Below are 24,730 nucleotides of genomic sequence, written 5' to 3'. Positions count from 1 at the left end.
GTCATCGGGTGTCGGCGACGCGGCAGTTCGCGCCCGAGCAGGCCGCCATCTCGTGCAGGGTGCGCGCCAGGGAGTCGACCACCTCGGCGGGCGTGCGGGTGACGATGTTGTCCAGTTGGTAGGGGTCGGCGGTCAGGTCGTAGAGCTGGCGCTCGCCGCCCGCGTACTCGACGTAGGTGTGCCTGGCCGTGCGCAGCGCCCGATACGGTGGCGCCTCCCCCGGCACCGGCGACCAGTCCGGCGGCCGGTAGAACTCCACCAGCACGTTCTTCCGCCACGCCGCGGGCGTCTGCCCGGTCAGCAGCGGCACCAGCGAACGCCCTTCGGCGAAGCCGGGCACCCGCGTGCCCGCCAGCTCGGTGAACGTCGGCCCGAGGTCCACTGTGGCGGTCATGGCGGTGACCGTGCGCCCGGCCGCCACGCCGGGCCCCCTGGCCACCAGCGGCACCTTGATGCTCTCCTCGAACGGCGTGGTCTTGCCCAGCGGCAGCCGGTGCGTGCCCAGGTGGAAACCGTTGTCGGAGGTGAAGAACAGGTAGGTCCGGCCCAGCCGCCCGGACTGGCCGAGCGCCCGCACGAGGGCGCCCACCATGTCGTCCACGCCGAGCATCGCGCGCAGCCGCCTGCGGTGGCGCTCGTCCACCTCCTCCACCTCGTCGTCGTCCAGGCGGGGGGCCGAACGCAGCCATTCGGGCTCGGCCGAGACGTCGTCCTGGTTGAAGCTGGGCGGGCGGGGCGCCCGCGCCTCGGCGAAGGCATCGGCGTGCCGGGGGGCCGGGTTGGCCGGCAGGTGCGGTGCGACCGGGGCCAGGTAGAGGAAGAACGGCTCCTTGCGCGGCTGGGAGACGAACGCGGACGCCTTGGCGGCCAGCACGTCGGAGAGGTAGTCGGACTCCTCGTCGCCGTAGGCGCGCAGGGTGCCGTTCTCGTTGAGCGTGTAGCCGAACTCCTCGTAGAGCCGCCTGACCGGTACGTACCATTCGTCCCAGCCGGGCGGCACATGGGTGGGCGGCGCGGCCCTGCCCGGATAGTGGTTGAGGTACTTGCCCATCAGCGCGGTGCGATATCCGGCGCCCTTCAGCCAGGTGCCGATCGTGGAGCTTTCCAGCCCGGATCTGTAGAACCGGGCGAACCCGCCCTCCGGCGCGGTGTTGGTGAACACGCCGTGGCTGTGCACGTACTGCGAGCGCAGGATCGACGCCCGCGACGGGCAGCACCAGGAGTCGGTCACGAAGTACCGCTCGAAGGAGGTGCCCTGGCGGACGAGCTGTGACCAGATGTTGGGAAACGAGCGCAGGTCGCTCGCCTCCAGGTCGTCGGCGACGATCAGGATGATGTTGGGGCGCGGCGCGGCGCCCGCGTCGGCGGGCACGCCGCGTATCGGCCCGGCTCCGGCGAGCAACAGCATCGCGGCGCAGGCCAGCCAGCCGACGACCTTCTTCACATGGGATAGGTTTCCCGCCTCGGGTCTTTTCGACACACGCCCGGCGCTCTCCGGTGCTCTCCGGTGCTCTCCGGTGCTCTCCCGGCGCGAGGGCCGGGGAGGCGGGCGATGTGCGTTCGGCTCGCCGGTCCAGCACAATCGGTCGGGTGACTACTCGGGTGCTGATCGCCGATGACCAGGCGCTGGTGCGGACCGGATTTCAGATGATCCTCGATGCCCAGCCCGACCTCGAAGTGGTCGCGGCGGTGGCGGACGGTGCTGAGGCGGTGGAGCAGGCCAGGCGGCTGCGTCCGGATGTGTGCCTGCTCGACATCCGCATGCCCCGGCTCGACGGCCTGGAGGTGACCAGGATCCTCGCGGGCCCCGGGGTGGACGATCCGCTGCGCGTGGTCATCGTCACCACCTTCGACCTGGACGAATACGTGTACGGCGCGCTGCGCTCCGGCGCGTGCGGGTTCCTGCTCAAGGACAGCGGGCCGACGCTGCTGGTGGAGGCCATCCGGGCGGCGGCGGTGGGCGACGCGCTGGTGTCGCCGTCGATCACCGTGCGGCTGCTGGAGCACCTGGCGCGCCCGCGTCCCAGTACGGCACGGCCGGCCCGCGAGCCGCTGACCGAGCGGGAGCTGGACGTGGTCCGCCTGGTGGCCAGGGGCCGCACCAACCTGGAGGTGGCCGGGGAGCTGTTCGTCTCGCTGTCCACCGTCAAGACCCACCTGGGCAGCATCCAGAGCAAGCTCGGGGTGCGCAACCGGGTCGAGATCGCGGCCTGGGCCTGGGAGTCCGGCATCGTGGGGTGAGACAAGCTCGGGTCCGCCCGGATCAGCGCGGATCAGCCCGGATTAGCGGAGTGGCGTACGGGATAGAAGAAGGACAAGGTCCTTCAGCGCGCATGCCGGGGGGAGAGATCTCATGCGCCTTGCCCCGCCACCACCGCACCGAGCGGCCTTGGCCGTCCACGCGGCCTTCCTGGTCCATCTCGCCGCCCTCGCCGGTTTGGTGATCTTCGAGGCGACCCGCGGCGAACGGCTGGCCAGGAGGCTGGCGCTGCTGGGCGCCGACGCTTCCGGCAGGCAGGCCCTGGTCGGCGACGTCACCCTGTTCGCGGTGCTCCTGCTCACGGTGGCCGCGACCGCGGTCATCGCCGCCTGCGCCTACCTGACCTGGCTGGTCAGGGCGAGGCGGGCGAGCGTTCCCGGCGTCCGCGGGTCGGGCGGGGTGCTGGCCGGCTGGCTGGTGCCCGGGCTCAACCTGATCGTCCCGCCGCTGCTGGTCGACCGCGTGTGGCGGGAGACCCGCGGCCGGCTGCCCGCGGCCCGGCGGCGGCGCTGGCTGGCCCTGCTCGCCGCATGGTGGCTGGCCTGGCTGGGCGCGCTGGCGAGCATCGGGGCCGGGTTCGCCGCGCGGGGCGGGGTCACCGGCGTCGGCCTCGTCCAGCTCGCCGCCTTCTCCCTGGCCGCGCTGCTGTGCACGGCCACGATCAGGCAGATCGCCCGCACCCGGCCCGCCGGGCCGCGCCCCGGCCGCTTCGCCCCGTACGCCGAGGCGGGCCACGACGCCCGGGTGATCGACCTGCCCCCGCTGGGCGGCCCGGTCCTGCAACCGCAGTCCGCGGGCGACCAGGCGAGCGGCTAGGCGCTGCGCCGGGTCGGCGCGGGCCCGGAGCTTCCGCCGCTGGCGTGCCAGAGCCGGCGCGGCGGGTCCTGCACGCCGGGGGCGGGGCCGATGTCGGCGTACGGCGAGAGCCGGAAGCCGTTGGCGTACTCGATGCGCCGCCCGCCGACCGCGCCCGCCGACACCGGGGCCGCGCCGAGCAGCGCCCGCGCCCCGGCGATCCCCTCCTCGCGCCACACCTGGTCCACGTCCAGCAGGTTCCAGCAGTCCAGCGCGCGCAGCGACACCGCCCGCGGCCCGGTCCGCCTGACCACCCCGCGGGCCACCAGCAGCCACGACCCGAAGACCGTGGCCGCGCAGTGCCCCTGCACCGACTCGAAGAACGTCAGGTCCACCGGGCCGGTCGAGTCGTCCAGGGTGGTGAAGATCACCCGCTGGCCGGACCGCACCGCCGGGGTCTGGGTGGCCACCTTGACCCCGGCGACCAGCACCTCCGCGCCGTTGCGCAGGGACAGCAGCTCCGCCGACCGGACCACGCCGATCGCGTCCAGCAGGTCGTCGTGGAAGCTGATCACATGGCGGCTGACGTCCATGCCCAGGATGCTCAGCTCGGCCTCGACCATCTCGCTCTCGGTCATCTCCGGCAGTTCCCCCGGCACGATGTGCTCGGTGAAGCCCAGCGGGAGCTGCGCCGCAGACCGCATGCCCCGTTCGAGCACGCCGACCTGGGCGATCAGGTCGCGCCTGGTCAGCTCGCCGGGACGCCAGCGGGGGCCGCCCGGGCGCAGCCGGTGCAGCGCGTCCAGGCCGCCGACCTGGACGATCCGCTCGGCGATCGGCCGCGAGGGCCGGGCCCGGTCCCAGAAGTCGGCCAGCGAGGTGTACGGCTGGCCCTCGACGATGCGGTCCACCTCGGCCTCGCTGACCCCCTTGACCGCGGAGAAGGGCACCCGCAGGCCGTACCCCCGGCCCATCTCGCCGACCCACGCGGGCGCAGGGGCCCTGCGCCCCGCGGGTTCCAGCCCGGCCGGGTGGACGCGGATCCTCGCCGGCCCCTGGGGGTCGGCGGCGGGCGGGCCGGCGCGCGGGCCGACCCGCTCGACCAGCCACTGCCGGCCCGAGCGGTTGATGTCCAGCGGCAGCACCGACACGCCGCACTGGCGGGCCTCGTCGAGGATGACCCGCTGCGGGTACATCCCCGGCTCGTGGGTGAGCACCCCGGCGAAGAAGGCCGCCGTGTGGTGCCGCTTGAGCCAGGCCGACTGGTAGGTGGGCAGCGCGAAGGCCGCGGCGTGCGCCTTGCAGAACCCGAACGCGCCGAACGCGTCGAGCACCTCCCAGGACCGCTCGACGGTCTCCCTGTCGTACTCCGGCCGCACGTTGAGCTCCCACCACACCCGGACCCTGGACCTGCCCTCGGGGGTGTCGAGGGTGCGGCGGATCTTCTCCGCCATGGACAGGCCGCAGCCGGTCATGGCGTGCACGACCTGGAGGATCTGCTCGTGGAAGATGACCACGCCGTTGGTCTCGGCCAGCACCCCTCGCAGGTCGGGGTGCGGGTAGCGGACCGGCCGCCAGCCGTGCCTGCTCTCCAGGAAGGGGGTGACCATGTCGGAGTTGACCGGCCCCGGGCGGAACAGCGAGATGTCGATGATCAGGTCGTGCATGGTGCGGGGGATCATCTTGGCCACCAGCTCGCGCTGGCCGGGCGACTCGATCTGGAAGCAGCCGATGGTGCGGCCCGTGCCGATCAGGTCGTAGGTCTCGGTGTCGTCGTGGGACACCTCGTCGAGCCGTACCGAAACGCCGTCCACCCGCTCGATCTCCGTGAGCGTGTAGGCCATGGACGACTGCATGCGCACGCCCAGCACATCCAGCTTGAGCATGCCCGCCTCCTCCACGTCGTCCTTGTCGAACTGCGACATCGGGAAGTCCAGCAGGCTGCGCTCGACCGGGGTGCGGTCGCGCAACCCGGCGTTGCCGACCAGCACGCCGCAGGGGTGCAGGGCGATGTGCCTGGGCAGGCCGTCCAGCTTCTCGGCGAGCCGGAACACGGTGGCCAGCGCCCGGTCGTTCAGCCCGCTCTCGCGCAGCTCCGGCAGGTCGGACAGGGCGGCGCGGATCTGCTTGGCGCGTACGTGCGGGAACGCCTTGGCGATCACGTCGATCTCGTGCGGGGGCAGCCCCATGGCCCCGCCCACGTCGCGGATCGCGCTGCGGGCCCGGTAGGTCTCCATCATCGACACGCAGGCCACCCGGGCCTCGCCGTAGCGCTCGTAGATGGCGCGGTAGCAGTCCAGGCGGCGGGCGGACTCCACGTCCACGTCGATGTCGGGGAGCCCGACCCGGCCCTCGGACAGGAAGCGCTCCATCAGCAGGTCGTGGTCGAGCGGGTTGACCTCGCCGATGCCGATCAGGTAGTTGACCAGGCTGCCCGCGCCGGAGCCGCGGATCGCGCAGCGGACGCCCATGCCGCGGATCATGTCGGTGATCCCGGCCACCGCGATGAAGTAGCCGGACAGCCGCTTGCGCTCGATGACGTCGAGTTCGGCGGCGAGGCGCTCCCTGGCATCGCTGGAACGGTCCAGCCCGCGTCGGTACAGGCCGTCGGCGCAGCGGTCGCGCAGCAGCGGCACCGGGTTCCTGCCGATCTCGGGCAGGTGCAGCTCGGGCTCGTCGTTCTCCAGGACCAGCAGGTCGAATGGGTCGAGGACGCAGCGCTCGGCGACCTGGCGGGTGGTCGCGAGCAGGCGGGCGGCCTGTTCTTCGTCGCCGCCGCAGATCCGGGCGGCGACGTGGGCCATCTCCTCCGGGCTCTTGAGGTAGGCGTGCGAGGTGGAGTGCGGGAGGTGGCGGGGGTGCAGCGGGACCAGTTGGCGGGCCGCGTCGAGTACGTCGCCGACCTGGTAGTCGGCCGGCGCGAGGTGGCGTACGGCGTTGGTGAGCACGGCGGGCACCCCGGCCGCGCCGGCCAGGCCGAGCATCCGGGCGGCGGTGTTGGCCTCGCGGTAGCCGTACTGGTCGACCAGTTCGACCACCAGGTCGGGAACGGCGGCGCGCCAGCGGGCCAGCAGGCCGGCGGCCAGGTCGTCGCGCCGGGCCGCGGCGGCGTGACCCACGTCGGAGGCGGGACCGAGCATGACCACCAGGCCCTCGGCGTGGGCCGCGACCATCTCGCGGGTCACCCGGGGCTCACCGCGCTCCCCGGAGTAGTGGGCTGCGGTGACCAGACGGCACAGGGCGGCCCAGCCGCCCGAGCGGGCCAGTACGGTGATCCGCCGCTCGCCCTTGCCCCCGCCGCCTTCGTCTGCGGAAAGGGCGAGGTCGGCGCCGATGACCGGCGACACGCCGGCGGCCAGGCACGCCTGGGCGTGCTTGATCGCGCCGTACAGGCCGTCGCGGTCGGTCAGCGCGAGGATGTCCATGCCCAGCTCGGCGGCCCGGCGGACCAGCGCCTGCGGGAAGGCGGTGCCGTAGCGCAGCGAGTAGGCGGAGGCCAGGTGCAGGTGGGCGAACATCAGTCCCACGCCCTGATCATCAGCCAGCCGTCGCTCGCGGTGTCGTAGCGCAGCTCGTAGGTGCCGCCCTGGTCGCCCGCGCGGGCCTCGACCCGCCAGAACCTGCGCTCGCCCGGGTCGTTCTCCGAGGTCTTCCACCACTCGCGGGCCACGACCCAGTGGTCGAGCACCCCGTGGACGACATAGAGCCGATCCCGCCAGACGAACTGGCTCGGTGCGCCGTCTCGGGTCCAGACCTCGATAGGGTCTCCGTAGAGTCTGCTCAAGGCGCTTGCTCTCCCTTGTGGCTCCGGCTGTTTCCTCGCGAGCCACCCGGGGGAAGGCGGGTGCTATCTCGAACATATGTTCTCAAGCCGCCGAACGCAAGTCGGACGCCGGCCCGCTTGTCACCTCATTGGAGATCAAGGAGCAGGATGATGCGAGCCATCGTGATCTCCGCCACCGGCGGACCAGAGGTGCTGACCTACACCGACCACCCCGACCCGGCGCCCGCCCCCGGTGAGCTGCTGGTCCAGGTGGCCGCCTGCGGTGTCAACTTCATCGACACCTACCACCGGAGGGGCCGCTACCCGCTGTCGCTGCCGACGGTCCTCGGCCGGGAAGGGGCCGGCATCGTGCTGGCCGCCGGGGAGGACGTCGCGGAGTTCGCCCCCGGCGACCGGGTGGCCTGGACGGGCGTGCCAGGCAGCTACGCCGAACTGGTCGCGCTGCCCGCCACGCGGGCGCTGCCGGTCCCCGACGGGATGGCCCTCGACCTGGCCGCCGCCATCCCGTTGCAGGGGATGACCGCGCACTACCTCACCCATTCGGTCCATGCGGTCAAGCCGGGCGATGACGTGCTGGTCCACGCCGCGGCGGGCGGGATGGGCCTGCTGCTGGTCCAGATGGCCAAGCTGCGCGGGGCCCGGGTGATCGGCACGGTCTCCACCGACGAGAAGGCCCGGCTGGCCCGCGAGGCGGGCGCGGACACCGTGCTGCGGTACGAGGGGTTCGCCGACGCGGTGCGCGACCTGACCGGCTCAGGGGTCCACGTCGTCTACGACGGCGTCGGCGCGGCCACCTTCGACGGCAGCCTGACCAGCCTGCGCCCGCGCGGCATGATGGCCTTGTACGGCGCGGCCAGCGGCGCGGTGCCGCCGGTCGATCCGATGCGCCTGTACCACGGCGGCTCGCTGTTCCTGACCCGGCCGCTGCTGGAGCACTACATCGCCACCCGCGAGGAACTGCTGTGGCGGGCGGGCGACGTGTTCGACTGGGTCGCCTCCGGCGACCTGCGGATCGACGTGTCCCGGCGCTACCCGCTGAGCGAGGCCCGCCAGGCACACGAGGCCCTGGAGGCCCGCCGTACGACGGGCAAACTGCTGCTCATCCCCGACCGCTGACCTTCCCGGCCGGCTCCGGTGCGAAGCACCCGTCCGCCGTGACCGGCGGACCTGCTGCCCTGCGGGCCCGCCCTGATACTGATGCCGGGACGGCGCAAGACGGGTGAACTCCCCGCACGGTTACGACGCCTTTCGTGGCGCGCGGTCGGCGGCAGGGGTCACCAGTCCTGCGACAAACCCGACATTCGGCGCAGGTATTCGTCTTCGTCGATCTCACCGGCCGCGTAGCGCCGCTTGAGGATCTCACGGGGGTCGTCGGCGGGAGGGGACAACGGAGTGGCGGAGCGGGTCCGTGCGACGAGCATGACGCCGAGGACGACCGCCACCACCAAGGCGATCATGAACAGCAGCAGGACGATCCTCATGCCCCCATTGTCCCCCCGGGCGGCAGCGAGGGAAGGCCGGACGGCGGGCCGCCTTCCAGCAGGCGGGTCAGCGCGGCGGTGTCGAGGTGCCGCTCGACCAGGTCGCCGAGCGCGTCCAGGCGGCGTTCGCGCAGCGCGGCGAACGACACGCCAGGGGCCGGGGTGAAGTCGCGCCCGGCGAGCGAGGCCGCCTCGGTGAGGAACGCCCTGCGGAAGTCGTCGTTCTCCAGCGCGCCGTGCCAGGTGGTGCCGAACACGCCGCCCGCCCGGCAGCCGTCCAGGAACCGCTCCGCGCCGTCGTCGGGGGTCACCGTGCCGTGGTGGATCTCGTAGGCCGCCACGCGGTGGCCGTACGCCTCGCCGACCGGGGTGCCGAGGGTCTTGGCCGCGGCGAACTCCACGGTCGCGGGCAGCAGTCCGAGCCCCGGTACCGTGCCCTCGCCCGACTCGACCAGGTCGGTGATGGTCCTGGTGAGCATCTGGTAGCCGCCGCAGATGCCCAGCACCGGGCCGCCCGCGGCGGCCGTCTCGGCGATGGCCCGGTCGATGCCGCGCTCGCGCATCCAGCGCAGGTCCGGCACCGTGGCGCGGGAGCCGGGGATGACCACGAGGTCGGCGTCGGCGATCTCGGCGGGGCCGGTGACGAACCGCACGACCACGCCGGGCTCGCAGGTCAGCGCGTCGAGGTCGGTGAAGTTGGAGATGCGCGGCAGGCGGACGACGGCCACGCGCAGCGACTGCCTGCCGTACGGCGGGCCTCCGGCGGCGACGCGGTCGCGCGATTCGAGGGCCAGGGAGTCCTCCACGTCCAGCCACAGGCCGTCCAGCCAGGGCAGCACTCCGTAGACCGGCCGGCCGGTCAGCTCGCGCAGCGTGTCGAGTCCGGGCGCGAGGAGTTCGGGGGCGCCCCGGAACTTGTTGACCACGAACCCGGCGATCAGTGCCTGGTCGGCCGGTTCGAGCAGCGCGACCGTACCGTAGAACGCGGCGAACACCCCGCCCCTGTCGATGTCGCCGACCACGACGACGGGCAGCCCGGCGGCGCGGGCCAGGCCCATGTTGGCGATGTCGCCGCGGCGCAGGTTGATCTCGGCGGGGCTGCCCGCGCCCTCACAGATCACCACGTCGTGTGCGGCCCGCAGCCGGTCGAGCGATTCCAGCGCCACCTGCCGCAGCTTTTCCTTGAGCCCGCCGTACTCCATCGCGTCCACGTCGGTGAGCGGGCTGCCCAGGACGACGACCTGACTGCGCCGGTCACTGCCCGGTTTGAGGAGGATCGGGTTCATGTCGGCATGCGGGACCAGGCCACAGGCCGCCGCCTGCACGGCCTGCGCACGGCCGATCTCCGCGCCCTGCGGGGTGACGAACGAGTTGAGCGACATGTTCTGCGCCTTGAAGGGCGCCACATCGACGCCCTGCCTGGCCAGCCACCGGCAGATGCCGGCGGTGACCACGCTCTTACCCGCATCCGAGGTCGTCCCCGCGACCAGCAACGCCCCCTTCACCCACCCCACCCCGCCACCAGATCCCGCCCTGCCCTGAGCACCCGCCCGGCGGTAAGCCCCCGACCCGTACCGAGGGCCCGGCCCGCTCCAAGACACCACCCCGCCCTGAGCACCCACGCAACATCAAGCCCCCGACCTGCGCCGGGAGCCCGACCCGCCACGCGACCCCACCCGGCAGTAAGCCCCCGACCCGTACCGGGGACCCGGCCCGCTCCAAGACACCACCCCGCCCTGAGCACCCACGCAACATCAAGCCCCCGACCTGCGCCGGGAGCCCGACCCGCCACGCGACCCCACCCGACGGTAAGCCCCCGGCCCGTACCGAGGACCCGGCCCGCTCCAAGACACCACCCCGCCCTGAGCACCCACGCAGCAGCAAGCCCCCGACCTGCGCTGGGAGCCCGACCCGCCACGCGACCCCACCCGGCGGTAAGACCCTTCCCCGCGCCGAGGACCCGGCCTGCCGTGCGGCCCTCGCCCGCTTCAAGCCACCGTCCCGCCATGCGGCTCCCCCCAGCATCAAACCCCCGCCCTGCCATGAGAGCCTGCCCGGCAGTAAGCCCTTGGCCCGCTTCGAGGCCCCGCCCCGCTATGCGGCCCCACCCGGCGGAAAGCCTTTGCCCCGTACCGAGGGCCTGGGCTGCCGTGCGGGCTCGGGCCGTTCTGAGGGTCCGGCTTGCGAGGAGGGCACGGGCGCCGATCGTCAGGGCGGCGGCGAACAGGGAGACGGCGCGGGCCAGGCGTACGGCGCGGCGGATGTCGGGCGGCGACGGCTGGCGTCCGTCGCCCATCTCCGGGCGGTGCTCGACACGCCCGGCGTAGACGTTGCGCCCGCCGAGGGTGAGGCCGAGCGCGCCCGCGAAGGACGCCTCGCAGCGCCCGGCGTTGGGGCTCGGATGACGGTGGCCGTCGCGCCACAGCACCGCCGCCGCACGGGCGGGCGAGCCGCCGGCCACCGGCGCGCAGGCGGCGGCGAGCAGGCCGGTGAGCCGGGCGGGGGCCAGGTTCGCGGCGTCGTCCAGGCGGGCGGCGGCCCAGCCGAACCGGGCGTAGCGCGGCGAGCGGTGCCCGATCATGGCATCGAGGGTGTTGACCGCGCGGTAGGCGAGCAGCCCGGGCACGCCCGCCACCGCGCCCCACAGCAACGGGGCCACCGCGGCGTCGGAGGTGTTCTCCGCGACAGACTCGACGACCGCCCTGGCGATCTCGGCGGCCGAAAGCCCGCTCGGGTCGCGCCCGACCAGGTGCGGCAGCCGCCGCCTGGCCGCCGCCAGGTCGCCGCTCTCCAGCGCGCCTGCCAGGGTGCGGCCCTCCCTGCCCAGGGTGGTACCGCCGAGCACGGCCCAGGTCGCCACGGCCGTCACCATCGCCCTGGCCACCGGCCGCCGCCTGGTCGCCCACTCGGCGGCCACCCCGAGCGCGGCGGCCGAACCAACACAGATCGCCACATGCGCGACACCCCGGCCGCGGGCGTCGCCGTACAGCTTCTGCTCCAACGCAGCGGCCGCCCGCCCGAACAGCGCCACAGGATGCCCCCGCCGCGGATCACCCACCGCCGCGTCCAACACCACCCCAAGCGCCATCCCCACGGCTGTCCCCCGCCCCATCAACGCTCTAATCCCAGCGGACACAAAGCCCCAATCAACTAAACGGCCTCATCGGCCCCACCCAACGCAAGCATGTCACCCACCACATCAAGGCTGGCGGGCACGTGGAGCGGGGCCGGACGGCGGGCTCTGGAGAGGGGGTCACACGAGGGAGGCATGGAGCTCGTCTTCGTGAACGTCCAACCACGTACGGGCCCGACGAAGGACACCCGCGCACCCCACTCACCGAACCCGGACAACATGCCCAACCCGCCGAGCACAAGTGAGGTGCCCCACCACACCGAGGCTGGCGGGCACGTAGAGCGACACCGGACGGCGGACACCCGCGTACCTGACTGACCGAACCCGGGCAACGCACGCAGGCCGCCGAGCACAAGTGAGGTGCCCTCCCGCACCGAGGACGACGGGCTCTGGGGAGGGGGTCACATGAGGGAGGCATGGAGCTCGTCTTCGTGAACGCCCAGCCACGTACGGGCCCGACGAAGGACACCCGCGCACCCCACTCACCGAACCCGGACAACATGCCCAACCCTCCGGGCACAAGCAACGTGCCCACCACACCGAGGACGGCGGGCTCTGGGGAGGGGGTCACATGAGGGAGGCATGGAGTTCGTCTTCGTGGGTGTCCAGCCAGGCTCGGGCTCGGCGGATGCGCTCGCCTGCGCCGTAGGCCCAGCGGCGGGCCCAGCCGCCGCCCGCCGTCTCGGCGCGCCGGCGGGTCGCGGTGTAGGAGCGGCCGAAGCGGAGCCGTGCCAGGTCGAGCAACCGGCGGCGGTCGCGGGGCGGCAGGCCGTACTCGTCGCAGAACAGCCGCAGCCGCGCGCCCACCTCGGCCCCGTCCAGCTCGCGCTGCAACGGGTCGCGGTCGAGCGGATCGGCGATCGGAGCCCAGTGCCGCAGCGTGGTCACCACGTCGAACAGCCGCGTGGTGGGCCTGGCCAGGTCGAAGTCGATCAGCGCGTACGGCAGGCCGCCGCGGAACACCACGTTGCCCGGGCTGATGTCGCAGTGCCCGATCACCTCGGGCGGGCGGTCGTCGTTGGAGCCCGGCTCCCACTCCGCATGCCGGGTCAGCGGGAACGCCTCCGACGCGTCATGGAAGCGGCGCAGCAGCCGGGCCAGCGCGGCGAGCGAGCCGGCGGTCACGGCGTACGGCGGCAGCGGCCTGGCGGGGGCCTCCCCCTCGATGTACGTCAGGATCTCCCGGCCCCGCTCGTCGAAGCCGACGACCCGGGGCGCACCCTCGAACCCGGCCGCCGCGAGGTGGCGCAGCAACGCGTGGACGGCCGGCGTCGCCCGGCCAACCGGCCTGCGTACGGTGCCCCCGGCACGCACGACCCCCTCGGTGGTCTCCCCGCCACGCAGCGCGATCTCCCGCGCCGCGGTCACCGGCGGCGCGAGCGCGGGGAACGGGGGAAGCATGGCAAGCAGCCTAATCCACCCCTCATGCACGGCACACGGGTTTACCACCGACCACCCTCCTACCAGCCCGCGAGCCACTTGCGGACCGGCCCCGATCCGGCCAGGGCCCAGAATGCTCATGCCCTGCCCGGGACAGACCCGCGGCCGAAAGTCCGGCATGGCATTCCGCCAATGGCGGGTCAGGGGCGGCGGGGTGGCCTGTGTGTCAGCCGGTCGGGGGCCTCGGAGAAGGCGGCGTGGTAGCCGTGCCAGTCGGCGAGGCCGTCGAGGGTGCCCTTGCGGATCTCGGCGATGAGCGCGGTGAGCCAGTCTCGTTCCGCCCGGTACAGGACCGCCTTGTACTCCGCCTCGATCATGTGAACGCGGCCGACCCGGCCGGCCGCCATCTCCTCGAAGGTGTCGAGGGTGCGCAGTAGTTCGGTCAGGCGGACCACGCGTTCTTCGAGCAGCGCGGCGGCGTCGTCCGGTGACATCACCGGCATCAGCGACAAACCCGCCTCGAAGTTGGTGTACTCCTTGATCGGCGTGGACAGCAGCATGCTCAGCCAGTCGACGACCTCAAGCCGCCCCGCGTCGGTGATGGCGTAGACGGTGCGCTCGGGGCGTCTGCCAGCGCGGGTGGTCTCCTGGGCCTCGATCAGACCGGCGCGTTCCATGCTCTGCACGACGGAGTAGAGCGAGCCGTAGTTGAGCCGGATGCTGTCCTCCTTGCGCCGCGAGCGCAGCGTGGTGGCCAGCTCGTAGGGATGCATCGGGCGTTCGAGCAGGGTCGCCAGCACCGCCAGCGCCAGCGGGTTGCTCCTTTTGCGCGCCACGATCACCTTCCCCTGTTCCACCGGCAGTCTACGCACGCCAGGACATAGCGTCCGGGCGCCCGGCGGCGTACTCGGCCTCGAACCGGGCGTCGCCGAGCGCGGCGCGCGACCGGGCGGTGATGCGGTCCACGTCGCCGCGCTCGCCGGGCGGCAGCGGGGCGCCGGCCGCCGTGCGGGCCGCCGCCGCAGTGCCGAGCAGGCGGGCGGCCCGCAGGTGCGCCCCCGCCAGGGAGTGCGCCCCCGCCAGGCCCTCCAGGGCGAGGGCGACGGCCCGGGGGTCGCCCGCGGCCCGCGCCGAGTGGAGTCCTTCGGTGTGCAGCGCCAGCGCGCGCCGTGCGTCGCCGCGCTGTTCGGCGGTGAACCCCAGCTCGGCCAGGATCAGCGCGGCCCCCGGATCGCCTTCCAGCTCCCGGCACCAGGCCAGCCAGGCGAGCAGCCGCCGTTCGGCCTCGTCCAGGTCGCCGCCGCGGCGGGCGATCATGCCCAGCCCGACCTCCGCGAACTGCCGCCCCGGCTCGTGGGACTGTTCCGCGGCCCGGCGCAGCGCCCGTTCGTGCAGGTCGCGCGCCCGTTCGTGGTCGCCGGTCAGCATGGCGATCCGGCCGATCCGCGCGAGCAGTTCACCGGCGTCGGCGGGCAGGCCCAGCTCTTCGGCGACGCGCAGGCCGTCCCGGTGCAGGGCCTCCGCGCGAACGTAGCCGCCCTCGATCTCGGCGAGCAGCCCCAGCGTGCGGTTGGCCTGGAGCAGTCCCCAGCCGTCGCCCAGCCGGGTGAAGAGGGCGCGGCTCTCCTCACTGAGCCGGCGGCCCGTGGCGAGGTCGCCCCCGGCGATCACCTGCCTGGCCCGTACGACGAGCGCCGCCGCCGTCCCCCACCGGTCGCCCAGCGCGCGGAATCCGGCCAGCGCGCCGGTCAGCCTGGCCACGCTCACCGCCGGATCGCCCGACCCGAAGCGGGCGAACCCGAGGAACCAGCGCGCCTGCGCCAGGCCCGCCGGGTCGCCGTCCCGCTCCGCGAGGGCCAGCGCGGCCTCGTCCTCCCCCGGCGGGCGGTCCGCGTCGCCGGCCAGGATCGCCATCCCCGCCCGCCAGACCTCGGCCGCCCGCCGTCCGGCCGCATCGGCTCCCGGCACGGCCAGCGCGGCGGTCAGCCCGCGGTGCGCCTCGCGTGGCCGCCCGCGCAGGAACCAGTACCAGGCCAGCCCGTTGACCAGGCCAATCGCGAGGTCGCCCGCGCCGAGGCGGACGGCGTGGTCAAGGGCCGCGCGCAGGTTGGGGGCCTCCTCGTCCAGGCGGCGCAGCCACTCGCGCTGGTCAGGGCCGCGCAGGCCGGGCGCGGCCGACTCGGCGAGGGCGGCGTGGTGGCGGGCGTGGCGCAGCCGGGTGGCGGGTTCCTCGCCTGCCTCGCGCAGGCGTTCCAGGCCGTAGGCGGCGACCGACTCCAGCATCCGGTAGCGGACCCGGCCGCCCGCGGGCGCGGCCACCACGAGCGAGCGGTCCACCAGGCGGGCGAGCACACCGGCGACCTGCGCCGGCCGTACGTCGCCGCCCGCGCAGACCTCCTCGGCGGCCCGCAGGGTGCAGCCACCGGCGTGGACGGCCAGGCGGCGCAGCACCGCGCGTTCGGCGGCGGTCAGCGGCTCCCAGCTCCAGTCGATCAGGGCGCGCAGCGTCCGCTGCCGGGCGGGGGCGTCGCGGCGGCCGGCGCCGGTGGAACCGGACTCCGGAGCGGGCCGATCCGCTCGTGGCGCGCGGCGCGGCGCGGGCGGAGTCGATCGCGGCGGCGGTGGCCGCGAGCCCGCTCACCGTGGCCTGCCTGACGACCTACGACGCCACGCTGGAGGCGTTCGGACCGGCGGCGGCCGAGGTGGCCGGCCGTACGTTGATCACGCTGAACAGCGGCTCCCCGGCCGGGGCCCGGCGGATGGCCGCCTGGGCGGCCGGGCACGGGGCGCGTTTCCTGGACGGTTCGATCAAGGAGACGCCGATGGCCGTGGGCAAGCCGGACACGCTGCTCTACTACGGGGGTGACAAGGCGGTCTTCGACGAGTACGAGCAGGTGCTGCGGGTCCTCGGCGGTGACACCGTGTACCTGGGCCCGGAGCCCGACCTCGCCGCCCTGCACGAGAGCGCCGTGGGCGTCACCCTGCTCACGACCATGGTCGGCTTCGCCTACGGCGCGAGCATGGTGGGCTCACGCGGCCTGCCTGCGACGGGGATGGTGCGCTACTCCGTCAAGTGGCTGCGGATGATCGAACGGATTCTGCCGCTGATGGCCCGGCAGATCGATTCCGGCGACTACCGGCAGGAGTCCGGGCCGCTGGAACTCTTCCTGGACATCCTGCCCGGCGACCTGGAGGCGGCCGAGGAGGCGAAGGTCGACGCGGAGTGGCTGCGCCCGATGCACGACCTGGTCCGCCGCGCCGTCGCGGAGGGCCACGGCAAGCACGGTGGCGCCGCCCTGGTGGAGCTGCTGAAACTGCCCTGAGCCGCCGGGGCGGCCGGCCGGCGCCGGTCGCCCCGCAGGAGCCTGTGTCGGTAGGGACTGCGAACCCGAAAGCGGTTACAATTTCCCGATCAGGTGCCGGCGAAACGGCCACGCCGTCCGGAGAGCGGAGAGTCAGTCAGCCATGGCGGAACAGCCCCTCGTGCGTCTGCAGGACGTCGCCGAGCACGCCGGGGTGTCGCTCGCCACCGCCTCGCGGATGCTCAGCGACCCCGACTACGGCGGGCGCGCCGGCCTTCGCGAACGCGTGCTGGCCTCGGCCGCCGAGCTGGGCTACCGGCCCAACCCGCACGCCCGCGCGCTGGCCACCGCCACCTCCACCAACGTCGGCCTGGTCATCCACGACGTGCGCGACCCCTACTTCGCGACGCTCAGCGGGGGCGTCATCACCGTGGCCGAGCGGCACGACCTGCTGGTCAGCATCGTGTGCACGCACCGCGACGCGCCGCGCGAGCTGGAGTACGTCAAGCGGCTGGCCGACCAGCGGATGCGCGCGATCATCCTGGCCGGCAGCGCCCTGCGCGACAGCGCCCACACCGCGGCGATGAACACCGTGCTCGACTCCTACCATCGGTCCGGCGGTTCGGTGGTGTCGGTGACGCGCGGGCACACGGTCGGCCACGTGGTCGACATCGACAACGCGGGCGGCATGCGCCGGCTGGTCCACGACATGGTGGCGCTGGGGCACACGTCGTTCGGGGTGATCGCCGGGCCGCTGCGGCTGCTCACCGTCCGCGACCGGCTCCAGGGCATCAGGCGCGGGTTGAAGGACCACGGGATCACGCTGGGCCGCGACGACGTCGTCTACGTGGACCTTTCGCGCGAGGGCGGCCAGGCCGGGGCGCAGATGCTGATGAACCGGCCGGAGCCGCCGCGCTGCCTGCTGGCCATCGCCGACGTCGTCGCGGTCGGCGCGCTGTCCTGGCTGCGGGCGAACGGCGTGGCGGTGCCCGGCGAGGTGTCGGTCACCGGGTTCGGCGGGATACCCGCCGCGAGCGACGCGGTGCCCTCGATCACCACCGTCGAGCTGCCCCTTGAGCAGGTCGGCGAGACCGCGATGGAGCTGGCCCTGAAGCCGGCCGCGCCGCGGCACATCGTGCAGGTCGAGGGCACCCTGGTGCGGCGGGACAGCGTCGCCCCGCCGCACTGAGCCGGCCGGAGAACGGTCCTCAGCCCAGGACCGACCGGGCGAATCCGCCGACGATCGCGCCCAGCACGTCATCGGGGTCGGCCGCCCACACCGCCTCGTTGAAGATCTCGATCTCGATCGGGCCGGTGAAGCCGGCGGCGTCCACCGCCCGGGTGATCGCCGGAAGGTCGATCGCGCCCTCGCCGGGCAGGCCGCGGCCGAACAGCGGGTGCGGCTGCGGCACCAGCCAGTCGCAGACCTGGTAGCCGATCACCCGCTCCCCCGCCCGCTCGATCGCCGCCATCAGGTTCGGGTCCCACCACACGTTGAAGGTGTCGATCGCGACACCGACGTGCGCCGGGTCGAACCGCCCGGCGATGTCCAGCGCCTGGTCCAGCGTCACCACGACGGACCGGTCGGCGCACATCATCGGGTGCAGCGGCTCCACGGCCAGGCGCACCCCGGCCGCCGCGGCGTAGGGGGCGAGTTCGGCGATGCCCTCGGCGACGGCCTCGCGGGAGGCCGGCAGGCCGAGGTCGCCGTTGACCCCGCCGCACACCAGGTACAGCACGTCGCTGCCGAGCGCGGCGGTGACATCGACCGCCCGCTCGTTCGCGGCGCGGTCCAGGCCGCCGCCGTCGGGGTTGGCCCCGGTGAAGAACCCCGCCCGGCAGACGCTGGAGACCCGGACGTCGTGCTCGCGCAGCAGCTTGGCCGCGCGCTCGACGCCGTACTCCGCCACGGGCCCGAGCCAGGCCCCGATCCAGCCGATCCCATGCGCGGCCAGGCCCTTCACGGTCTCCTCGAAGGACCAGTTCTTCACGGTGATCTGGTTGATGCTGAGCCGTTCGACGCTCACCCAGCGCTCCTTCCGTCGATGCCCGAGGCGGCCAGCACGGGCAGCATGCGCCGGACCGCGAGGTCCGCGTCCCCGATCAGCCCCGCCTCGTCGGCGAGGCGGAACAGCCGCGCCAGGTGCCCGATCGAGCGGGCGCCCTGGTGGCCGCCCAGCATCGTGAAGTGGTCCTGCAGGCCGCGTAGGTAGGCCAGGAACACGATGCCGGTCTTGTAGTGGTACGTGGGCGCCTCGAAGATCGCGCGGGCCAGCGGGACGGTGGGCCCCATGACGCCGTCGTAGCCCTCGGTGTCGCCCGCGTCCAGGCGGTGCAGTCCCTCGGCGGCCAGCGGCGCGATGGCGGCGAAGACGCCGAGCAGCGCGTCGCTGGTGGCCTGGCCGTCGCCCTTGATCAGCTCCGGGTAGTTGAAGTCGTCGCCGGTGAACATCCGGACCCCGGTGGGGAACCTGCGGCGCAGGTCCCGTTCGCGCCCGGCGTCCAGCAGCGACAGCTTGACACCGTCGATCTTGGCGGGGTACCGGGTCACCAGCTCCATGACCGTGCCGGTGGCCTCGTCGAGGTCGGCCGAGCCCCAGTAACCGGCGAGCGCCGGGTCGAACATGTCGCCCAGCCAGTGCAGGATCACCGGGCCGGAGACGGCCTCGATCACCGCCGAGTAGACCTCCAGGTAGTCATCCGCCGAGCGGGCGGCCCGGCACAGCGCCCGGCTGGCCATCAGCACGACCTGCCCGCCCGCGTTCTCCACCCACTCGCACTGCCGCAGGTAGGACTCCTTGATGGCGGCGATGGTGACGAACTCGGCGGCGGGCAGGTCGTCGGTGCCGGCCCCGCACACGATCGCCGCGCCCCGGGCGACCGCCTCCCGGCACGACCGCGTGATCAGTTCCCTGACCAGGGCGGGCGGCAGGCCCATACCGCGCTGGGCTGTGTCCATGGCGTCGGCGACGCCGAGCCCGAGATCCCACAGGTGGTGCCGGAAGGCCAGGGTGGCCTCCCAGTCCACGGCGGGTGCGAGCGCCGGGTCGGCGGTCGCCAGCGGGTCGGCGACCACGTGGGCGGCGGCGTACGCCCGCCGGGTGCGGGCCGGCTCGCGCCGGGCCGGCAGCGGGCCGGGCGCGCCGCGCAGGCGGTACTCCGCAAGCGCGCGCCCGGCCGGCAGCAGGATCGAGGTCATGCCGGATCCGGCGTCAGCTCGGGGACGTCGATCCAGCGGCGTTCCTGCGACGACAGCAGGGCCAGGTCGGCGAGCTGGACGCCCTTGGCGCCCTCGAACAGGTCCCAGCTGAACGGGGCGTCCTCCACGACGTGCCGCAGGAACATCTCCCACTGGATGCGGAAGGCGTTGGCGAACTCCTGGTTGTCGGGCACCTCGCTCCAGCCGGCGCGGAAGTCGAGCGGGTTGGGGATGTCGGGGTTCCAGACCGGCATGGGGGTGTTGACCCGCTCCTGGGTCTTGCAGTCGCGCAGCCCGGCGATGGCGCTGCCGTGCGTCCCGTCGAGCTGCCACTCGCCGATCTCGTCGCGGTACGGCCGGGTCACCCAGGAGGTGGTGAACTGCGCGATGACCCCGTTGGCCAGCTTGAACATCCCGTAGGCGGCGTCCTCGGCGGTCGAGCGGTACTCCTGGCCGCTCTCGTCCCACCGCCGCGGGATGTGGATCTCGGTGTGGCACAGCACCGACGTGATCGGGGAGACGACGTTGTCGACCAGGTAGCGCCAGTGCGGGTACATGTCGAGGACCAGGCCGCCGCCGTCCTCGCTGCGGTAGTTCCAGGACGGGCGGTTGAGGGTCTGCCAGTCGCCCTCGAAGACCCAGTAGCCGAAGTTCATCCGGAAGCTCAGCAGGGTGCCGAAGAAGCCGGAGTCGATGAGCCGCTTCAGCTTCATCATGCCCGGCAGGAAGAGCTTGTCCTGCACGACGCCGTTCTTGACACCCGCGGATCTGGCCAGGTGGGCGAGTTCCAGGGCGTCCGCGAGCGAGGTCGCGGTCGGCTTCTCGCAGAAGATGTGCTTGCCTGCGGCGATGGCCTTGCTGACCGCGACCGCCCGTTCCTTGGTGGTCTGGGCGTCGAAGTAGATCTCGTCGGCGGGGTTGTCCAGCGCCTGGTCCAGGTCGGTGGTCCACCGGTCGATCCGGTAGCGCTTGGCGAGGTTCTCCAGCTTGGCGGGGTTGCGCCCGACCAGGATCGGATCGACGACCAGACGCCGGCCGTCGGCGAGGTCGAGGCCGCCCTGGTCGCGGATCGCCACGATCGAACGTTCCAGGTGCTGGCGGGTCCCCATGCGTCCGGTGACGCCGTTCATGATGATTCCGACTCGAACTTGGTCCATGTCCGGTCCTCCTAATTCTGTAAGCGCTTTCTATTGCTTGGCCAAGGGTCTGTCAAGAAGCGCACTGGCCCAGCAGCCGGCAGGCGTTGCCGCCGAGGATCGCCGCGCGGGCGGCGGGCGTCAGCGCGGGGGCTGCGGAGACGGCCTCCACGGCGGCGGGATCGCCCGTCGGGAACGGGAAGTCGCTGCCCAGCAGCACCCGGTCGGCCCCGGCGAAGCCGGCCAGGAAGGACAGCGAGCCGGGCGAGTGGGTGAGCGAGTCGTAGTAGAGCCGCCGCAACGCGGCGCTCGGCGGACGCCCCCGCTCCCCACCGGGCCGCGCCCGCGCGATGGCGTCGAACCGTCCTGCCTGGTAGGGCAGGAATCCGCCGCCGTGTACGACGCACAGCCGCAGGCCGGGGAAGCGGTCGAAGACGCCGGAGAGCGCCATCGCCCCGGCGACCGCGGTGGTCTGTGCGGGGTTGTCCACGATGTCGCCGAGGCCGGGCACGGCGAGCCCGGCGGGCGAGGCGGCCTTCCACGGGTGCAGCAGGACGAACGACCCGCACTCCGAGGCCGCCGCCCACAGGCGGTCCCAGGCCGGGTCGTGCAGCGGCTCCCCGGGCCCGCCCGCGGGAAGTTCGGCCCCGGCGACACCCGGGCGGCCCGCCGTGCGCAGCAGTTCGGCCGCCGCCGCGGCCGGGTCGCCGCGGTCCAGCAGCACCAGGGCGCGCAGCCGCCCGGGGTGGGCCGCCGCCAGCTCGGCCATGCCGTCGTTGAGCAGCCGCAGGAACGCCGCCGCCGCCGCGGGGGCGAGTTCGCCGGGGCTCAGTTCGATCCACGGCGAGACCACCTGGACGTCCACGCCGCGGCGGTCCATCTCGGCCAGCCGGGCCGCGACGTCGGTGAGCGCTTGCGGCATCGGCGAGGTCCAGCGCGGGCCGAAGCGGAGCCGGCGGCCGGGGCCCGCCTCGGGCGACGGGCACGTCCGCAGGGCGTCGAGCAGGCCGGCCGGTACGGCGTGCGCGTGGACGTCCACGACGTGCCCGCACGGCTGGTCAGGTCCGGCTCTTGAGCTGTTCGTCATGCTGTGCGAGCATACCGATTACTGAAAGCGCTTTCAAAGGAGCGACATGACCGACCAAGACAGGGCGGGCTCGCTGGCCGGCCGCGTCGTCGCGGTGACCGGCGGCGGCCGGGGCATCGGCCGGGCCGTCGCGCTCGCCGCCGCCGCGGAGGGCGCGCACGTCGCGCTGGCCTACCACGACAGCGAGACGGGCGCGAAAGAGGTCGCCGACCTGGTACGCCGCGCCGGAACACAGGCCGAGACCTACCGCTGCGACGTCACCGACCGGGAACAGATCTTCGCCTTCGTCCGGGCCGCCGAAGAGCGGTTCGGCCGGATCGACGGCCTGGTCAACAACGCGGGCATCATGCCGTCCACGCCGCTGCTGGAGATGACCGCCGCCGAGTGGGACCAGGTCATCGCCACCGACCTGACCAGCGCCTTCCACACCAGCCAGGCGGTGCTGCCGGGAATGCTGGCCCGGGGCGGCGGCTCCATCGTCAGCATCGCCTCCCGGCTCGGCCTCGTCGGCTGGCCGGGCGTCGCCCACTACGCCAGCGCCAAGGCGGGCGTCATCGCCCTGGCCAAGTCGATCTCCCGCGAGTTCGGGCAGCGCGGCATCCGGGCCAACTGCGTTGCCCCGGGCGTCACCAACACCGACATGGGCCGCACGGTGATGTCCGGCGAGGTCGGCCGCCGCCGGATGGCCGAACTCCCCCTAGGCCGCTTCGGCGAGCCCGACGAGGTCGCGGCCTGCGTCATCTTCCTGCTCTCCGACGCCTCCTCACTGCTCCTGGGCCAGACGCTCAACCCCAACAGCGGAGGGCTGATGCCATGAGTCCGGTGATCGGTACCGTGGGCGAGGCCGTGGCGCTCGTCCGGGACGGCGCGGCCGTGTGGGTGGGCGGGTCCGGGGCGGGGCACGGGGTCCCGCAGGCGTTCATCGACGAGCTGGCGGCGCGGTTCGAGCAGGCCGGGCGGCCCCGCGACCTGACGACCGTGCGCGTCGTCGGGATCGGCGACTTCGCCGACACCGGGTTCTCCCAGCTCGCGCTGCCCGGGCTGGCCCGGCGGACGATCGGCAGCAACATCGGCAACGAGCCGCGGCTCGGCGCGCTGGTCCGGCAGGGCGCGCTGGAGGCGTACTCGCTGCCGCAGGGCGTGCTCTCCGCGCTGTGCCGGGACATGGCCGCCGGCCGCCCCGGGCACATCACGCACGTCGGGCTCGGCACCTACGTCGATCCGCGGCAGACCGGCGGGCGGCAGAACGAGCGCACCACCGAGGACATCGTCGAGGTGATCGAGCTGGGCGGCCGGGAGTGGCTGTTCTACCACGCGCTGCCGATCGACGTCGCCGTCATCCGGGCCACCACCGCCGACGAGGACGGCAACCTGACCTTCGAGCACGAGCCGATCCTGGGCGACTCCCTCGCGCTGGCGATGGCGGCGCACAACGCGGGCGGCACGGTCATCGCCCAGGTGGAGCGGCTGGCCGCGCGCCGTACGCTGCGCCCGCGCGACGTGCGCATCCCCGGCGCGCTGGTCGACCTCGTCTACGCCGACCCCGTGCAGCGCCAGACCTACCTCACCGCCCACTCGCCCTACTACGCGGGCGAACTGCGTGCGCCCGCCGCCGCCCCGGCCGCCACCCCGCTCGACATCCGCAAGGTCATCGCCCGCCGCTCCTTCATGGAGTTCCGGCCCGGCGACATCTGCAACCTCGGGTTCGGCATCTCCCAGCAGATCGGGTCGATCGCCGCCGAGGAAGGGGTGGCCGACGCGCTGACGCTGACCGTCGAGCAGGGCATCTTCGGAGGCGTGCCCGCGTTCGGCGGGGACGGCGGCGCGGGCCGGGACTACCAGGCCAGGCTGGAGCAGCCGTCGATGTTCGACTTCTACGACGGCGGCGGGCTGGACATCGCCAGCCTGTCGTTCGCCCAGGTGGACCGGTTCGGCAACGTCAACGTGCACGCCTTCGACGAACGACCGCGCGGCCCCGGCGGCTTCATCAACATCAGCACCCGCACCAGGCGGCTGTGCTTCGTGGGCGCGTTCACCGCGGGCGGGCTGCGGGTGTCCTTCGAGGACGGCGCGCTGCGCATCCTTCAGGAGGGGCGCGAGCGGAAGTTCGTCGACGCCGTCAACGAGATCAGCTTCAACGGCGAACTCGCCCCGGGCAAGGGGCAGTCGGTGCGGTACATCACCGAGCGCGCCGTGTTCGAGCTGGCGCCCGAGGGCCTGCGGCTGATCGAGGTGGCCCCCGGCATCGACGTCGAGCGGGACGTCCTCGCCCACATGGGCATCAAGCCCACGGTCAGCGACTCGCTCACGATGATGGACTTCCGGCTGTTCGCGCCGGGGCCCATGGGGCTGGCCGCCGGCTTCACCGCCGCGGGGAGGCCGGCATGACCGAACTCGTACGCCTGGTCCCCGGCGTCTGCGCCGAGATCATCCTCGACAACCCGCCGATGAACGTCGTGACCACCGAACTGACCGCCCGGCTGCACGAGGTGCTGAAGACCGTGGCGGCCGACGGCGACACCCGCGCGGTGATCGTCCATGGCGCGGGCGGCAGGGCGTTCTGCGCCGGTTCGGACATCGCGGAGTTCGAGTCGCTGCACGGCCGCGCCGCCGAGGGCAAGGTGCTGCTGGAGAAGCTGGTCTACCGCAGGCTCGCCGGGCTGGCCGTGCCCACCGTGGCGGCGATCGAGGGGCATGCGCTCGGCGGCGGCCTGGAGCTGGCGCTGTGCTGCGACTTCCGCGTCGCCACCCGCCGTTCCAAGCTGGGCATGCCGGAGCTGAAGCTGGGCGTGACGCCGGGCAGCGGCGGCACCCAGCGCCTGCCCCGCATCGTCGGCCCGGCCCGCGCCAAGGAGATGATCCTGCTCGGCGAGCCGATGGACGCCGAGACCGCGCTGTCGGCCGGCCTGCTCACCCGGGTCGTGGAGCCGGGTGAGGCGCTGAACGCCGCCCGCGCCCTGGCCGCCACGCTCGCCGAGCGCGGTCCGGTGGCCATGCGGATCGCCAAGCGGCTGATCGACGCGGCCACCGAGACCCCGCTGGACGAGGGGCTGGCCCTGGAGACCGACGGCTCGGAGGCCGTGTTCGCGACCGACGACGTACTCGAAGGCGCACGGGCCTTCCTCGAAAAGCGCGCCCCTCGCTTCACCGGGCGCTGAACGACACCCCAGGAG

At 73.4% G+C, this 24,730-nt stretch carries 21 protein-coding genes and 1 pseudogene; 9 read left to right on the top strand and 13 right to left on the bottom strand.

What is annotated here, in order from left to right; genetic code table 11:
• Position 1 precedes the first annotated feature (1 nt).
• A complete protein-coding gene (locus tag ACH34R_RS25295) occupies positions 2-1,444 on the bottom strand; it encodes a sulfatase (protein ID WP_397563994.1) in 1,443 nt (480 codons plus the stop codon).
• 146 nt (positions 1,445-1,590) lie between these two features.
• On the opposite strand from ACH34R_RS25295, the gene ACH34R_RS25290 reads away from it, so the two are divergent.
• Entirely contained in the window at positions 1,591-2,241 is a 651-nt protein-coding gene (locus ACH34R_RS25290; protein WP_397563993.1) for a response regulator, read from the top strand.
• A 112-nt stretch (positions 2,242-2,353) separates the two neighbouring features.
• On the top strand, positions 2,354-3,076 hold the full coding sequence (locus tag ACH34R_RS25285) for a DUF4328 domain-containing protein (protein WP_397563992.1): 723 nt from the start codon (positions 2,354-2,356) through the stop codon (positions 3,074-3,076).
• Here ACH34R_RS25285 and ACH34R_RS25280 read toward each other — a convergent pair.
• Together ACH34R_RS25280 and ACH34R_RS25275 are read right to left on the bottom strand one after the other, a co-directional pair.
• Entirely contained in the window at positions 3,073-6,573 is a 3,501-nt protein-coding gene (locus ACH34R_RS25280) for a DNA polymerase III subunit alpha (RefSeq protein WP_397564076.1), read from the bottom strand. The genes ACH34R_RS25285 and ACH34R_RS25280 overlap by 4 nt on opposite strands.
• Positions 6,573-6,839 carry a DUF6504 family protein gene (locus ACH34R_RS25275; protein WP_397563991.1) on the bottom strand — a complete coding sequence of 89 codons (267 nt, stop codon included), beginning with the start codon at positions 6,837-6,839 and terminating at the stop codon, positions 6,573-6,575. The genes ACH34R_RS25280 and ACH34R_RS25275 overlap by 1 nt, the downstream gene beginning before the upstream one ends.
• 150 nt (positions 6,840-6,989) lie before the next feature.
• On the opposite strand from ACH34R_RS25275, the gene ACH34R_RS25270 reads away from it, so the two are divergent.
• A complete protein-coding gene (locus ACH34R_RS25270) occupies positions 6,990-7,955 on the top strand; it encodes a quinone oxidoreductase family protein (protein WP_397563990.1) in 966 nt (321 codons plus the stop codon).
• A 158-nt stretch (positions 7,956-8,113) separates the two neighbouring features.
• Here ACH34R_RS25270 and ACH34R_RS25265 read toward each other — a convergent pair whose 3' ends face one another.
• The 6 genes from ACH34R_RS25265 to ACH34R_RS25240 form a co-directional block, all read right to left on the bottom strand.
• A complete protein-coding gene (locus ACH34R_RS25265; RefSeq protein ID WP_397563989.1) occupies positions 8,114-8,320 on the bottom strand; it encodes an SHOCT domain-containing protein in 207 nt (68 codons plus the stop codon).
• A complete protein-coding gene (locus ACH34R_RS25260) occupies positions 8,317-9,825 on the bottom strand; it encodes a cobyric acid synthase (protein WP_397563988.1) in 1,509 nt (502 codons plus the stop codon). Before ACH34R_RS25260 ends, ACH34R_RS25265 begins: the two co-directional genes overlap by 4 nt.
• Positions 9,822-11,432 carry a cobalamin biosynthesis protein gene (locus ACH34R_RS25255; protein WP_397563987.1) on the bottom strand — a complete coding sequence of 537 codons (1,611 nt, stop codon included), beginning with the start codon at positions 11,430-11,432 and terminating at the stop codon, positions 9,822-9,824. Before ACH34R_RS25255 ends, ACH34R_RS25260 begins: the two co-directional genes overlap by 4 nt.
• Positions 11,433-12,020: 588 nt before the next feature.
• Positions 12,021-12,854: a phosphotransferase gene (locus tag ACH34R_RS25250; protein WP_397563986.1), complete on the bottom strand. Its 834-nt coding sequence runs from the start codon at positions 12,852-12,854 to the stop codon at positions 12,021-12,023.
• 179 nt (positions 12,855-13,033) lie between these two features.
• Entirely contained in the window at positions 13,034-13,705 is a 672-nt protein-coding gene (locus ACH34R_RS25245) for a PadR family transcriptional regulator (RefSeq protein WP_397563985.1), read from the bottom strand.
• Positions 13,698-15,284 (bottom strand): ATP-binding protein, encoded by a 1,587-nt coding sequence (locus ACH34R_RS25240; protein ID WP_397563984.1) that lies wholly within the window; start codon positions 15,282-15,284, stop codon positions 13,698-13,700. Before ACH34R_RS25240 ends, ACH34R_RS25245 begins: the two co-directional genes overlap by 8 nt.
• Positions 15,285-15,391: 107 nt before the next feature.
• Here ACH34R_RS25240 and ACH34R_RS25235 point away from each other — a divergent pair.
• From ACH34R_RS25235 to ACH34R_RS25225, 3 genes and pseudogenes are all read left to right on the top strand, one after another.
• Positions 15,392-15,754 (top strand): annotated as a pseudogene (locus ACH34R_RS25235) (NAD(P)-binding domain-containing protein); the annotation flags it as partial.
• The gene (locus ACH34R_RS25230) at positions 15,728-16,156 is read left to right on the top strand and encodes a hypothetical protein (RefSeq protein ID WP_397564075.1); all 429 of its coding nucleotides are present in this window, start codon (positions 15,728-15,730) and stop codon (positions 16,154-16,156) included. The pseudogene ACH34R_RS25235 and the gene ACH34R_RS25230, both read left to right, overlap by 27 nt.
• A gap of 142 nt (positions 16,157-16,298) precedes the next feature.
• The gene (locus ACH34R_RS25225; protein WP_397563983.1) at positions 16,299-17,324 is read left to right on the top strand and encodes a LacI family DNA-binding transcriptional regulator; all 1,026 of its coding nucleotides are present in this window, start codon (positions 16,299-16,301) and stop codon (positions 17,322-17,324) included.
• Positions 17,325-17,343: 19 nt separating this feature from the next.
• Here the strand turns inward: ACH34R_RS25225 and ACH34R_RS25220 are convergent, their stop codons facing one another.
• Genes ACH34R_RS25220 through ACH34R_RS25205 form a run of 4 tightly spaced genes read right to left on the bottom strand, consistent with a single transcriptional unit; the run spans position 17,344 to position 21,557 of the window.
• Entirely contained in the window at positions 17,344-18,162 is an 819-nt protein-coding gene (locus ACH34R_RS25220) for a sugar phosphate isomerase/epimerase family protein (protein WP_397563982.1), read from the bottom strand.
• Positions 18,159-19,334, bottom strand: coding sequence for a dihydrodipicolinate synthase family protein (locus tag ACH34R_RS25215; RefSeq protein WP_397563981.1), 1,176 nt, complete (start codon positions 19,332-19,334; stop codon positions 18,159-18,161). Before ACH34R_RS25215 ends, ACH34R_RS25220 begins: the two co-directional genes overlap by 4 nt.
• Positions 19,331-20,491, bottom strand: coding sequence for a Gfo/Idh/MocA family protein (locus ACH34R_RS25210; protein WP_397563980.1), 1,161 nt, complete (start codon positions 20,489-20,491; stop codon positions 19,331-19,333). The genes ACH34R_RS25215 and ACH34R_RS25210 overlap by 4 nt, the downstream gene beginning before the upstream one ends.
• A 52-nt stretch (positions 20,492-20,543) precedes the next feature.
• On the bottom strand, positions 20,544-21,557 hold the full coding sequence (locus ACH34R_RS25205) for an amidohydrolase family protein (RefSeq protein ID WP_397563979.1): 1,014 nt from the start codon (positions 21,555-21,557) through the stop codon (positions 20,544-20,546).
• Positions 21,558-21,603: 46 nt separating this feature from the next.
• On the opposite strand from ACH34R_RS25205, the gene ACH34R_RS25200 reads away from it, so the two are divergent.
• From ACH34R_RS25200 to ACH34R_RS25190, 3 genes are read left to right on the top strand one after another with little or no spacing between them, the layout of a single operon-like run.
• Positions 21,604-22,374, top strand: coding sequence for an SDR family NAD(P)-dependent oxidoreductase (locus ACH34R_RS25200; protein ID WP_397563978.1), 771 nt, complete (start codon positions 21,604-21,606; stop codon positions 22,372-22,374).
• A gap of 5 nt (positions 22,375-22,379) precedes the next feature.
• Positions 22,380-23,945: an acyl CoA:acetate/3-ketoacid CoA transferase gene (locus ACH34R_RS25195; RefSeq protein ID WP_397563977.1), complete on the top strand. Its 1,566-nt coding sequence runs from the start codon at positions 22,380-22,382 to the stop codon at positions 23,943-23,945.
• Positions 23,942-24,715: an enoyl-CoA hydratase/isomerase family protein gene (locus ACH34R_RS25190; protein WP_397563976.1), complete on the top strand. Its 774-nt coding sequence runs from the start codon at positions 23,942-23,944 to the stop codon at positions 24,713-24,715. The genes ACH34R_RS25195 and ACH34R_RS25190 overlap by 4 nt, the downstream gene beginning before the upstream one ends.
• Positions 24,716-24,730: the final 15 nt, after the last annotated feature.

The sequence above is a fragment of the Spongiactinospora sp. 9N601 genome (assembly GCF_044326295.1).
GTDB lineage: Bacteria > Actinomycetota > Actinomycetes > Streptosporangiales > Streptosporangiaceae > Spongiactinospora > Spongiactinospora gelatinilytica.
Note: the sequence above shows the minus strand (reverse complement) of the source record. Positions and strands in the feature narration are given on the sequence as shown.

Bases quoted from the DNA above. Each gene is read 5' to 3' on its own strand.
- ACH34R_RS25210 (WP_397563980.1), bottom strand. From the start codon at position 20,491: ATGGACCAAGTTCGAGTCGGAATCATCATGAACGGCGTCACCGGACGC.
- ACH34R_RS25215 (WP_397563981.1), bottom strand. From the start codon at position 19,334: ATGACCTCGATCCTGCTGCCGGCCGGGCGCGCGCTTGCGGAGTACCGC.
- ACH34R_RS25205 (WP_397563979.1), bottom strand. From the start codon at position 21,557: ATGACGAACAGCTCAAGAGCCGGACCTGACCAGCCGTGCGGGCACGTC.
- ACH34R_RS25250 (WP_397563986.1), bottom strand. From the start codon at position 12,854: ATGCTTCCCCCGTTCCCCGCGCTCGCGCCGCCGGTGACCGCGGCGCGG.
- ACH34R_RS25255 (WP_397563987.1), bottom strand. From the start codon at position 11,432: ATGGGGCGGGGGACAGCCGTGGGGATGGCGCTTGGGGTGGTGTTGGAC.
- ACH34R_RS25270 (WP_397563990.1), top strand. From the start codon at position 6,990: ATGCGAGCCATCGTGATCTCCGCCACCGGCGGACCAGAGGTGCTGACC.
- ACH34R_RS25265 (WP_397563989.1), bottom strand. From the start codon at position 8,320: ATGAGGATCGTCCTGCTGCTGTTCATGATCGCCTTGGTGGTGGCGGTC.
- ACH34R_RS25200 (WP_397563978.1), top strand. From the start codon at position 21,604: ATGACCGACCAAGACAGGGCGGGCTCGCTGGCCGGCCGCGTCGTCGCG.
- ACH34R_RS25280 (WP_397564076.1), bottom strand. From the start codon at position 6,573: ATGTTCGCCCACCTGCACCTGGCCTCCGCCTACTCGCTGCGCTACGGC.
- ACH34R_RS25190 (WP_397563976.1), top strand. From the start codon at position 23,942: ATGACCGAACTCGTACGCCTGGTCCCCGGCGTCTGCGCCGAGATCATC.
- ACH34R_RS25225 (WP_397563983.1), top strand. From the start codon at position 16,299: ATGGCGGAACAGCCCCTCGTGCGTCTGCAGGACGTCGCCGAGCACGCC.
- ACH34R_RS25285 (WP_397563992.1), top strand. From the start codon at position 2,354: ATGCGCCTTGCCCCGCCACCACCGCACCGAGCGGCCTTGGCCGTCCAC.